This window comes from Azohydromonas lata NBRC 102462 (assembly GCF_001571085.1).
Taxonomy (GTDB): Bacteria; Pseudomonadota; Gammaproteobacteria; order Burkholderiales; family Burkholderiaceae_C; genus Azohydromonas; species Azohydromonas lata.
The window spans coordinates 1-12,458 of record NZ_BCTC01000038.1; the positions used below are offsets into that span (position 1 = coordinate 1).

Below are 12,458 nucleotides of genomic sequence, written 5' to 3' on the forward strand. Positions count from 1 at the left end.
CTCATAGGCCCCCGCGGGGTTTGACATGGACGATGAGCTTGCCGCCTGTGCGTTGATCGAACTCGCGGATGCGCTGTATCAGCGGTGCGGTGAGCACCTGCCCTACAGCCAGCATCAGCACGCCGGTAGGCGACACCAGGTCGCGCGCCAGCACCATCGTGGGTTCGAGCAGCTGCGAGCCCAGTATCACCTCGGGGTTGGACTGCCGCCGTTCGGGCTCGGTGATGTGCAGGAAGACATCCACCACCTCGGGGTCGAACTGAGTGCCGCGGCCATGGCGGATCAAGGCACGAGCCTCCTGCAGTGTCAATGGCGACTCGACCAAATGCCCGTTTTGCATCTCGTCGAAGGCGTCGACCACCGCGAGGATGCGAGCACCCAGTGGAATGGACTGGCCACTTTTTCCGACCGGAAAGCCCTTACCGTCGAATCGTTCATGGTGAGACCGGATGAGCGCCGCCACCTGCTGCATCTCCTCCATAGGCATCAGCGCCTGTTCGCCCAGTTCCGTGTGCCGCTGGTACTGCATGGACTCCTTGTCCGAGCACTTTGCGGCAGGTTTGGCCAACAGCGCATCGGGCAGTCCGATCAGACCGATGTCGTGCAGCAGCGATGCCACGAAGATCTGCTGCACCTCGTCGTCGGGGCAAGCCATGGCTTGCGAGAGCTTGCGCGCCAAATCGGCAACCCGCCTGCCGTGCCCAGCCAAGCGCCCGCCGCGCATCTCGATCAGGCCCGAGAACACCTTGATGCCGGTGAGATAGCTGCGTTTGAGCGTGTCGTTGGCCTTGGCCAGCGCCTCGGTGCGCTCCTGTACACGCTGCTCGAGCGTTTCATTGGCTTGTTGCAGCTCCGCGTTTTGGCGTGACGTCAGCGCTTCCAGCCGACGGCGCTCGCGCTCAAGCTGAAGCATCTGCAAGCCCTGGCGCACGGTCGAGTGCAGCTCGCCATCGTCCCAGGGCTTGGTCAGATACCGAAAGATCCGCCCGCGGTTGATGGCTGCGATGGCCGCACCGGAATCGGCATGCCCGGTGAGCAACAGGCGAACAGTTTCGGGCCAGTGTGCGTGCACCTGTTCCAGTAGCGCAGCACCATCCATCGCGGGCATGCGCATGTCCGAGATGACGATGTCGACCGCCTGCGTGGCCAGCATCTGCAGCGCCTCGGCCCCACTGCCAGCGGTCAGAATACGCCAGCCGCCGGTGCGCAGCGTGCGCTTGAGCGCCGAGAGAATGTTGGGCTCATCGTCGACGCACAGCACGGTGGGCTCCGCAGCGGCGCAGGCCGCGGTTGCAGCAGGCGTCACCGGTAATTCGACGGCGTTCATGATGCGAGCGCCTCGCACAGGGCATCGGCCGCCGCGCCGCTGGACCGCAACACATCCAGGCAGAGCTCGACACTGACATTAAAGCGGGACCAGGTGTCAACGCTAACCTCCGGGACGGCCTCATGAGCGTCCTCCTGCGGGACGACGCCATGCGCCAGCGCATCGGCGATATGCACCAGCTCCGTCAACGTCGCAGTACCCGAACCGGTCGAAGCAGGCGGCGCATGATGCGCGGCGATGGCGCTGGTGATGACGGCTGGCAGGTGCCAACGGTGGGCGAGCAGTTCGCCTGCGACACCGTGATCGACGCCGAGCACCACACGTTCGGCCTGCCACAGCGGCACATCGGCCTGGTGCGCGTACTGCTGCACGGTACCGTAGGCGGCAGGAAACGACGTCGCGAGCGCCAGCACGCCCACGTCGTGCAACAAGGCGGCGGTAAACGCCACATCGGCATCGAGCCGGACCACGGGTGCCAGCTCGCGCGCGATGATCGCGGTGGTCAGGGCACCACGCCAGAACTGTTTGAAATTCAGCGGGATATTGGCCTGTGCCGGAAACCGGGCAGAGACGGCCACCGCTGTCAGCAGCGCGGACACGGCTCGCAGTCCCAGAATGGAAATGGCCGCACGAATGGTCGCCACGCGCCCAGGCGCGCCATAGAAGGCGGTGTTGGCTGCCCGCAGCGTGCGCGCGACCATGGCCTGGTCGTGCTCGATGCGCTCGGCAATGGCCGTGGCGCTGATCCCCTCTGCCTGCAGAGCGGCCAATGCCTCCTGCACGGCCTGAGGCAAGCTCGGTAGCGCTATGACTGCACGCTGCAGTTCGCTCAACGTGATGGGCACATGCGGCGCTCTTTCCTGGCTTGCCGCGTGTGTTGACTCAGCAATGGCCAGGGGAGCCAACACACCGTGGTAGTGCCGCAGTAACGGAAGAAGCGGGTTCACCGAGCCCTGGGCCAACGAGCGTCGGAACAGGCGGGCCAGCGCGGCGGTGGCCCGCGGGGCTTCGATCGTAGGCACGTCACCGTGAGCTTGTTGGCTGACAGAGCCTGGCGCCTGTCCTTCGGATACAAGTGCAATCATTCAGTGGGCCTTCGCAGCGATCTCGGGGGTCAAGAGCAGGATGTGGCTTGGCATCTGGCCGTCACGCTGCAGCGTGCGGCGCAGCGCGCGGTGGCGCCTGCCGCCAAGCTCGATAATGGAGCCGGGTCCGCCCGTGTCCCAGTCCGTGCGCGTCATGCAGTCCGGCAAGACGTCGACGGCGCGCGCGCCGAGCTCGGCGGCGGCGCCGGGTATCAACTCCCGAGCCCCCGCGTTGACGAATGCCAGCGTGCCGTCGCCATCGACGACGACCACCGCCCCAGGAAGGGCCTCCAGCGCATCGCGCGCGCTGGAGGCCGCCAGGGCAAGCAACTCGGTTTCGCTGCGCTGCTGCGCCAGCAGCGCTTCAAGACGTTGGTTCAATGCCTGGTAGTCCGCGTTGGCCGACTCCACCTGACGCGCCAGGCGCCGGTTTTCGTCGGCCAGCTCCTTCTGGCGAAAGGCCTCGGCCACATGACCCCGCAGCAGGCCATCGTCCCAGGGCTTGGTGAGGAACTTGTAGATGGCTCCTTCGTTGATCGCGTCAATGATCGACTGCAGCTCGGTGTAGCCCGACAGCACCATGCGGATCGTGTACGGGTACAAGTCCTTGGCTCGCCGCAGGAAATCCACGCCGGTCATGGCGGGCATGCGCTGGTCGGACACGATGACGTCCACCTCGCATTCGGCCAGGCGCTGCAGCCCTTCGGCCCCGCTGGCAGCTGTGACGATCGTGTAGCCGTCTCGGCGCAGCAGGCGCTTGAGCGAGGCCAGGATGTGCACATCGTCATCGACCAGCAGCAACGTGCGCGTCCTGCGCACCCTGGTCACAAACCGGTCGGGCAGGCGGCGTCCTTCGCGCAACAGCGTGGCAAAGGCATCGGCCGGCAGCGCCGCGCTGAAGACGAAGCCCTGAATCAGATCGCAGCGGTTGGCCGCCAGCAGGCTGAGCTGACCCTCGCTTTCCACGCCTTCAGCCAGCACCTTGAGCTGCAGCCCTTGGGCCATGGTGATGAGGGCGCGCGTGACGGACACGTCTTCGGATGCGGCCGTCACGTCGTGCACGAACAAGCGGTCGATCTTGACCACGTCGATCGGCAGGCTGCGCAGGCGGCTCAGGCTGGAATAGCCGGTGCCGAAGTCGTCCAGCGCTATCTCAACACCCAGTGCCTTGATCTCGCGCAGCACGGCGGCCGCATGGCCCACGTCGGCCATCACCGAGCCTTCGGTCACCTCGACGCCAAGTAACGCCGGGACGGCACCGGTCTCAAGGAGGATGGCCTGAATGTGCTGCGCCAGATCACGGCGCTGCAGTTGCAGCGGCGAGAAATTGACCCCGATGCGCACCGGCGGCACGCCCTCGGCACGCCATTGGGCGATCTGCTGGCAGGCCCGACGCAGGACCCAATCACCCAGCGCTGCGATAAGCCCGGCACGCTCGGCCACGGCGATGAATTCGCCCGGCGAGACGACGCCCAGGGCAGGTGAGGTCCAGCGCAGCAAGGCTTCCGCGCCAGCGACGTGCCCGTTGGACAGATCCACCTGCGGCTGATAGTGAAGCTCCAGTTCGTCGTCTGCGATGGCCTTGCACAGCAGCGCCTCGACACGCATTTCGTGCAGTGCACGTGCGTTGGACTCAGGTTCGTAGAGAACGACCGGACCATCTTGCGTCGCCCGTAGACGGGCGGTCTGCGCAAGCTCAAGCAACTCCACGGGTCGCTGTGCATCTCCCGGAAAGCTCGCAACGCCGATGATGCAGCGGGCGATGATCTCGGTGGTGGAGAGGCGAACTGTGGTCTCCAGAACCTGGCGCATTCGCTCTGCGCGCGCCAGCACGATGGACTGCGCCTCGGTGGCGTCGGCCGGCAGCTTGAGCATCAGTGCGAACTCATGGCTGCCCAGGCGCGCCACGACCTCACCCTCGCTGGCAGTCTGCTGCAACCGCGCCGCCAGGGCCATGGCCAGTGCGTCCCCTGCACAAAAGCCCAGCTTGTCGCGAAGTTCCGAGATGCGCGGCACGTCAATCGCAAGCAGCGTGACGATGTGCTTGTCCCAGCCCGCTGCGACGATGGCGGCGTCGACCTTGTCGAGGAAGGCGGCGCGGTTGGGCAGGCCAGTCACATCGTCCTGCGTTGCCAGCTGCTGCATGCGCTGCTCGGCCTCTCGCTGAGCGGTGATGTCCTGCAGCAGCGCGATGCCGCGCCGCTTGCCAGCCTCGTCCTGCTCGACGCGTCCGCGGTGCAGCACGGTCAGGCGCTGTCCCTGCGCCGTGAGCACACGGTGCTGGAAGTCGAACGGCTCACCAAGCTCAGCGCCACGCCAGATGCCCGCGACGAGGTCGCGCTCGTCGGGCGGAACCCAGTCCAACGCGTCAATGCTGCACGCGGGCGCGTCGGCCGCCAGACCCAACAGCTGCTGCAATCCGCTGGACAGCTTGACCAGGCCCTCAGGCAGCGTGATCTCGAAGGACCCCGAGCGGCACAGTGTTTCGGTGCGCTCCAGCATCTGCGCATTCCAGCTCGCCCGCTGCAGCGCACCGGTGAGCTCGGTGATGTCGTTCAACGTGACCAGCACCGCTGGCCGTCCTCCAAAGGGCACCAAGGTGGCGAAGACGCGCACGTCCAAACGGCTGCCGTCGCGGCGTACCATCGGCATTTGTCCGGGGCGACCGACCTTGCCTGCCAAGCGGCGCGCGACGATCTCGCGGGTGCGCTCCAGATGCTCGGGCGGCGCGGCGACTTGATGATGCTGGCCGATCAGATCCTCCCGCGGCCAGCCGATCAGCGCCGCGAACGTCGGATTGGCGTAGACGATGCGTTCCTCCTGGATCACGAAGTGCGCAGTCTGCGAATGCTCGATCAGCGCGCGCGCATCGTCGCCCAACAAGACATCACCGTCGGCTGTCGTCTCCAGAGGGATAGGCGCTTGCATCGGGGTACAACAAGTTTGGATGGGTTGGCCTTGCCGGGCGTGCCGGAGACCGCCGCGCGCGTGGGTGGAGCGAAAAAGCCGGCGCAGGGAGGAATGCCCGCGGCGATGGCTGGGTGCCGCGGCCGGTCGCTCCAGGTGCCGGGTGTCTGCACTGATTCAGCACACATCGGAAGCACCGACCCACTGCCGGATTCTTCGACCAATCCGGCCGTGGGTTGAGGCGCTCGTGGCGCCGGTCGTGACGTTCGCCACAGGAGCGGGAAGCAAAGGCTCGATTCCACTTCGAACCGGCCGATACAAGCGCAGTCTCCCGACGCCGGTCGTCGGGCCCTAGTGCAACGGAGGCTTCATGCACATCGACCAATACCTATGGACTCCTGCCGCTGGTTGGACGCCCGTTCTGCCTGCGGATGAATCGCCGGCGCAGTTGGTATTGCTCTTTGGCGGCGGCGCCTTGCTGCAGCGCAACGAGCCCACGGACGCGCTGCGCGCGGCGTTCCCGCAAGCCACCTGCGTAGGTTGCTCGACTGCGGGCGAGGTGGCTGGAACCATCGTCCACGACGACACGCTGGTGGCTACCGCGGTGCACTTCGAGTCTTGCACCGTGGAAAGCGTTGAGGCGAGCGTCGAGCCCGGCAGCGATGGCGTCGAAGCCGCGCGCCAAGTCGTCTCGGCGCTGGTGCGGCCGGGCTTGCGCCACATGCTGGTGTTCTGCGATGGCCTGTTGGTCAAAGGTGATGCCTTTGCTCATGCAGTGCGCGCGGAACTGCCCGCCGACGTGTGCGCCAGCGGAGGACTGGCGGCCGATGGCGACCGGTTCGCCAAAACGATGGTCTTTCGCGACGCAAAGGCCAGCACCGCCCTCGTGGTTGCCGTCGGCTTGTATGGCGATGCGCTGCGCATAGGCTATGGCTCGCTCGGCGGTTGGGACAGCTTTGGGCCCGTGCGGCGTGTCACGCGGTCTGTGGGCAACCTGCTGTTCGAGCTCGACGGCGAGTCGGCGCTGGCGCTGTACAAGACCTACTTGGGCGAGCATTCACGGGGGCTGCCGGGCTCGGCCCTGCACTTCCCGCTGCTGCTCGAAGACCCTGACGGCGGGCCCGGCCTGGTCCGTGCCGTGCTGGGCGTTGACGAAGCCGCAGGCAGCCTGACCTTCGCCGGTGACATTCCCGAAGGCACGCAGGCCCGACTGATGAAAGCCAACTTCGATCGGCTGATCGATGGTGCGGCCGGAGCGGCCGGCGCCAGCGTGCACCGGCTCAATGGTGTCGAACCCAAGCTGGCACTCTTGGTCAGTTGCGTGGCGCGCCGCCTGGTGTTGCGCCAGCGAATCGAAGAGGAACTGGAAGCCGTGCGCGAAGTCCTGCCGCACGCAGTGCTCGCCGGCTTCTACTCGTATGGAGAGCTGTGCCCACAGGGCAGCGTGGGCAGTTGCGAGCTGCACAACCAGACGATGACGATCACTACCTTCGCCGAAGCATGAGTGCCATTCAGCCTACCGAAGTCAACTCGCTGCGCCTGCACAAGCTGCTGCAGCGTCAGCTCAGACGCGCCTTTGGCTCGACCGATGCGACCCCTTCAGGGCTGGGGAACCTGCTCATGGCCATCAGCCGAGCCTACGAGGATGCTGACGCCGACCGCACGATGATCGAGCGCTCGCTCGACTTGATGTCGCGCGAGCTCAACGATCGCAACGATCGCCTTCGAGCCGAACTGGCCGAGCGCCAGCGGCACGCCGACGAGCAACAGGCGCTGATCCGCCGCCTCGCGCAGACGCAAAGCCAGCTCGTGCAAGCCGAGAAAATGGCCTCTATCGGCCAGCTCGCCGCCGGCGTGGCGCATGAGATCAACAACCCGATCGGCTACGTTGGCTCCAATCTCACGAGCCTGCAGACTTATGCGCAATCGCTGCTGGCCATCGTCGCCGCGTTCGAGGCCCGCCTGGGCGCCTTGCCACCGTCGAAGGCAACAGCCCTGCGGACGTTGATGCAGGAGCACGACTACGACTACCTGCGCGAGGACGTGCCCGAGCTGTTGCGCGAATCCGGCGCGGGCGTGCAGCGCGTGCGCCAGATCGTCCAGGATCTGAAGGATTTCTCGCATGCCGCAGAGCAGGAATGGGTCTGGGCCGATCTGCACAAGGGACTCGATTCAACGCTCAACATCGTGCACAACGAGATCAAGTACGTGGCCGATGTGGAGCGTCGCTACGGTGAGATCCCTCAGGTGCATTGCCTGGCCTCGCAGCTGAACCAGGTGTTCATGAATCTGTTGGTCAACGCCGCGCATGCGCTGACCGGGCGCGAGACGCACGGCCGCATCGTCGTCACGACCGGGTGCCTGAGCGCGGACGAAGTCTTTGTCGAGGTCGCCGACAACGGCTGCAGCATCGCGCCAGAGCATCTGGGACGCATCTTCGATCCCTTCTTCACCACCAAGCCGGTCGGCAAGGGCACGGGGCTGGGCCTGTCGGTGTCCTACGGCATCGTGCGTCGCCACGGCGGCCGCATCGACGTAGACAGCCGGCTGGGTGAAGGCACACGCTTCCGGGTCTGTCTGCCCGTACGGCACGAAGCACCCGAAGCCGAGCGGGCCGCAGATTAGCTGCGTCGGCGCGGCGCGCAAAGAGCCCACTGGCCTATCACGCACGGGCGTCTGTAGCCGGCAGTTCGACGATACTGCCTGCGGTATCGTGCCTGCTACATGTTGAAAGTCCGGTCAAACCTTGAGGGGAAGGCATGAACCGCTATCCGCTGGAGATCTTCTGGAGCAGCGAGTGCCAGGGCTTCATTGCACAAGCCCCTGATCTTCCCGGCTGCAGCGCTTCAGGCGCCACGGAAGCCGAGGCCGCAGCCGCCGCGCAGCAGGCGGTTGCGGCCTGGGTCGAGGCCGCCCGGGCAGCCGGCCGGGCTGTGCCGGCGCCGCGCGAGGTGCTGCCGCTGCACTGCTACAGCGGCAAGTTCCTGGTGCGCGTGCCACGCAGCCTGCACGCGCGGCTGGCGCGGCAGGCTGCCGCGCAGGGCGTGAGCCTCAACCAGTACGTGGCTGGGGTGCTGGCCCGTGGGTGATTCGACGGTGTCGTCGCAATCGCCCGGTGACAGGGCTTGGCCCTGTCGCGCACGCGCAGCGCCTGCGACGGCTCCAAGCGCCGGTTGCCCACGGCGGCCAGCCGCCCAATCCGGCCGAACACGGTGCTAAAGCCCGCATCACCGAACAAGGCTGCCGACAGGCATGCGCCGAGTCCGATTCAGCTGCCCGGGATTCGTTCGCTGCTAATGTGGCTGGTGCTGGCCTGCTTGCTGCCTTGCGTGCTGGCGGCGACGTTGCTGTTCGTGCATGAGTACCGCGGCGGGCGTGCCAACCTGGAGCGCGACACGGTGCAGACCGCACGCGCGCTCACCCAGGCGGTGGACAGCCAGATCCTCAGGGCGCAGTCCATCGGCCAGGTGCTGGCCGTCTCACCGTCACTGGCCGCCGGTGACTTCGCCGCGTTTCACCGTCAGGCCAAGGAAGCCGTTGTGGCGTCCGGGTTCGTGACCAATGTCCTGGTCAGCGACGCCTCCGGCCAGCAGTTGGTCAATACCGCTACCGAGTTTGGCCAGCCGCTGCCCATGCGTGCCGACCCACAGCGCGTGCGTCCTGTCTTCGACACGGGCCAACCTCTGGTCACGGGCGTCGTGCTCGGTGGGGTACTTAAGCGGCCCGTCATCGGCATCGACGTGCCGGTGCGCGTTCATGAACGTGTCGTGTACTCACTGGGCGTGGGCATTGCAGCGGAGCAGTTCAATACCGTGTTCGAGGCGCAGCGGCTGCCGCCGGACTGGATTGCCGGCGTTTTCGACCGCACCGGTACGCTCGCCGCACGCTCACGCAAGCCTGAGCAGTTCGTCGGACACAAGGCTTCCGCACAGCTGCTGCAGGCCTTCAAGCTAGCCGAGGCCGGCACGACGGAGTCCACCACCCAGGAAGGCATCCCGGTGACGACCTTCTTCAGCTGCTCCCCCACCACGAAGTGGTGCGTGGCCATCGGCATGCCGCGCCAGGCGCTGCTGTCGGGCCTGATGCGCACGCTATCCGTACTGACGGCCGGCGCCGCCGTCCTGCTGTTGTTGAGCTGGGTACTGGCCCGCCGCGTGGGTAAACGCATCGCGCGCTCGGTGGAGGCGCTGACCGTGCCCGCCACTGCACTGGGGCGCGGCGATGTGCCCGAGCCGCCTGTCGTGAGCGTCCGGGAGGCAGCCGACGTGGCGGCGGCCCTCGCTCGCGCGGCCGACCTGCTGCAGCAGCGCGATGCCCTCGTGCAGCACCGGGATGCACAGCTGGACGAGGCCCACCGCTTGGCCCGCCTGGGAACCTGGTCATGGGACCCTGTCACCGGGAGTTTCCAGGCCTCCGGTTCGCTGTGCCGTCTCCTGGGCCAGGACGCTGAGCCTTCCGGCTGGCCGCTGGAAGCGGCGTTTGCCGCCGAAGCATGGCAGCGGCTGCAGGCGGCGGCACGGCAGGCCGCGAGCACGGGCACTGGGTTCGACCTGGAGTTGCCCGCACGCGATGGCCATGGCCGGCTGCTGTGGCTGCACGCCAGGAGCGGCGTGGTGCGTGACGACACTGGCGAAACGCTGGCTCTTCACGGGACGATGCAGGACATCACCGAGAGCAAGCAGTCTGGAGCCGCGCTGCTGCGGGCGCATGAGCGGCTGGGCCTGGCGCAGCGCGCGGCCCGGGCCGGCTTGTGGGAATGGGATCTCGCCATGGGGAGCTTCCACTGGTCCGACGAGCTGTTCCTTTTGTTCGGCCTCGATCCGCAGCGGGACCACGCCGGTATGGAGGCATGGCAATCGGTGGTGCATCCCGACGATCGCCAGCGCGCGCTGGCCGCCGTGACGGCCGCGGTGCAAGAGCGCCGTGCGCTGTCGGTGTCCTACCGCATCGTGCTGGGCGACGGGCAGGAACGCTGGATTGACGCCTCTGGCGGTATCGGTGAGGACAGCGACGGCAAGGGCTTGCGCATGAGCGGCCTGTGCATCGACGCTACCGCGTGGCGCCAGGCCGAGCGGGCAGTGGCCGAGCTCAACGCGACGCTGGACCTGGCTCCGGTGCTGGTGCGCGACTTCGACGGCACGATCCGCCACTGGTCCAAGGGCTGCGAGCGGCTTTACGGCTGGCGCACCGACGAGGCCGTGGGGCGCAACGCGCACGAGCTGCTGCGCACGGTCTTTCCCGTGCCGTTGCCAGCGTTGGAGGGGGTGCTGGAGCGCGAGGGCGAGTGGACGGGTGAGCTGCACCACACCACGCGCGACGGCCGGGTGCTGGCCGTGGTCGCGCGCAAGGCGCTGCGCCGCGATGCGCAAGGCCGTCCGCTGGCCGTGGCCGAAGCGGTGACGGACGTGACGGCGGCCCGCGAAGCACAGACCGAGCTCGCCCGGCTCAACACCACACTGGAGCAGCGCGTGCAGTCGCGCACGCTGCAGCTGGTGGCCATGCGCGATGCGGCCGAGGCTGCCACACGGGCCAAGAGCGCATTCCTGTCCAACATGAGCCACGAGATCCGCACGCCGATGAACGCCATCATCGGCTTCACCCACCTGCTCATGCGCGACGCCGCGCCGGGGCAGCAGCTGCAGCGGCTGCAGACGGTGGAGCAGGCGGCGCAGCACCTGCTGCGGCTGCTCAACGACATCCTGGACCTCTCCAAGATCGAGGCCGGCAAGATGGTGCTGGAGGACGCCGAGTTCGACCTCGACGTGCTGCTGTCGCGCGTCATCAGCCTGGTGCGCGAGGCCGCGGCAGCCAAGCAGCTGGAGTTGGTGCTCGACACCCACGGGGTGCCGCAGCACCTGCGCGGGGACTCGACGCGGCTGTCGCAGGCGCTGCTCAACCTGCTGTCCAACGCGGTGAAGTTCACCGCGAGCGGCTGGGTGCGCCTTCGCATCGAGCTGCTGCAGGACGGTGCCGCGCAGATGCTGCTGCGCTTCGAGGTCAGCGACACCGGCGAAGGCATCGCGCCCGCGCGGCTGGGGGCGCTGTTCAGCGCCTTCGAACAGGCCGACGCCTCCACCACGCGCCGCCATGGCGGCAGCGGGCTGGGGTTGGCGCTCACGCGCCACATCGCGCAGCTCATGGGGGGCGAGGTGGGCGTGCAAAGCAGCCCGGGCCAGGGCAGCACCTTCTGGTTCACGGCCCGGGTGGGATGCGCTGCGGGCCCGGCCAGGACGCTCACGCCCATCCGGCTGCAGGGGCTGCGAGCCTTGATCGTGGACGACCTGCCCGAGGCCCGCTCTGCGCTCGTCGAGCAACTCTGGGGGCTGGGGCTCAAGGCCACGGCCACGGAAAGCGGCCAGGCCGCGGTGGGCTTGGTGCACGACGCCCGCGCTGGCGGCGGCTTCTTCGACCTGCTGCTCATCGACTGGCGCATGCCGGCCATGGACGGCATCGCCACGCTGGCACAGCTGCAGCAGGCGCTCCCGGGCCCGGTGCCTCCCAGCATCCTGGTCACGGCGCAGGACGAGCCTTGTCTGCACGAACAAGCCAGGGAGGCGGGATTCCATGCCGTGCTGCTCAAGCCCGTCACGGCGTCGGCGCTGCACGATGCGCTGGTGCACCTGCTGCAGCCGGCATCGGGCACGGCGCTCGCCGTCCCGTACATGCCGGGCCGGCAGATGCTGCAGGCCCTCAGGAGCCGACACGCCGGCGCACGGATCCTGCTGGCCGAGGACAACGCGGTCAACCAGGAGCTGGTGGCCATGCTGCTGCGCGCTGCCGGCCTGGAAGTCATCGTGGCCGAGGACGGCGAGCGCGCCGTCGAGATGGCGCTGGCGCAGGAGTTCGACGTGATCCTGATGGACATGCAAATGCCCCGCATGGACGGCCTCGCCGCCACGATAGCCATTCGCAAGGAGCACAGGCAGCGCGTGCCCATCATCGCCTTGACGGCCAACGCCTTTGCGGATGACCGCAAGGCCTGCCTGGCCGCCGTCATGAACGATTTCATGACCAAGCCGGTGGTGCCGGAAACGTTGTACGCGATGCTGGCGAAATGGCTGCCGCCTATGCACGCAGAAGCTTCCCCAAGCTCTTCCGCAATCTCCGGGTACCGGCCGCCGGCGGCGTGATGGTGCGAG

General features: G+C 67.4%; 7 protein-coding genes. 4 read left to right on the plus strand and 3 right to left on the minus strand.

All coding sequences use genetic code 11. From position 1 onward, the window contains the following. Position 1: 1 nt before the first annotated feature. The 3 genes from nosR to ALA01S_RS14610 all read right to left on the minus strand — a co-directional run bounded on the left by nosR (position 2) and on the right by ALA01S_RS14610 (position 5,295). Positions 2-1,327 (minus strand): response regulator c-di-GMP phosphodiesterase, NosR family, encoded by a 1,326-nt coding sequence (nosR, locus tag ALA01S_RS14600; RefSeq protein ID WP_084267574.1) that lies wholly within the window; start codon positions 1,325-1,327, stop codon positions 2-4. Next, positions 1,324-2,349 (minus strand): HDOD domain-containing protein, encoded by a 1,026-nt coding sequence (locus ALA01S_RS14605; RefSeq protein WP_169805927.1) that lies wholly within the window; start codon positions 2,347-2,349, stop codon positions 1,324-1,326. Before ALA01S_RS14605 ends, nosR begins: the two co-directional genes overlap by 4 nt. Positions 2,350-2,412: 63 nt before the next feature. Continuing rightward, positions 2,413-5,295 (minus strand): EAL domain-containing protein, encoded by a 2,883-nt coding sequence (locus ALA01S_RS14610; RefSeq protein ID WP_169805928.1) that lies wholly within the window; start codon positions 5,293-5,295, stop codon positions 2,413-2,415. Between the two features lie 394 nt (positions 5,296-5,689). Between ALA01S_RS14610 and ALA01S_RS14615 the strand changes: the two genes are divergently transcribed. The 4 genes from ALA01S_RS14615 (at position 5,690) to ALA01S_RS14630 (ending at position 12,449) form a co-directional block, all read left to right on the plus strand. Then, entirely contained in the window at positions 5,690-6,823 is a 1,134-nt protein-coding gene (locus tag ALA01S_RS14615) for an FIST signal transduction protein (protein ID WP_066337600.1), read from the plus strand. Next, positions 6,820-7,944, plus strand: coding sequence for an ATP-binding protein (locus tag ALA01S_RS14620; protein ID WP_218011476.1), 1,125 nt, complete (start codon positions 6,820-6,822; stop codon positions 7,942-7,944). Before ALA01S_RS14615 ends, ALA01S_RS14620 begins: the two co-directional genes overlap by 4 nt. 134 nt (positions 7,945-8,078) lie before the next feature. Further along, entirely contained in the window at positions 8,079-8,408 is a 330-nt protein-coding gene (locus ALA01S_RS14625) for a toxin-antitoxin system HicB family antitoxin (protein ID WP_066337601.1), read from the plus strand. A 264-nt stretch (positions 8,409-8,672) separates the two neighbouring features. After that, a complete protein-coding gene (locus ALA01S_RS14630; RefSeq protein WP_238455809.1) occupies positions 8,673-12,449 on the plus strand; it encodes a response regulator in 3,777 nt (1,258 codons plus the stop codon). The last annotated feature ends 9 nt before the right edge of the window (positions 12,450-12,458 follow it).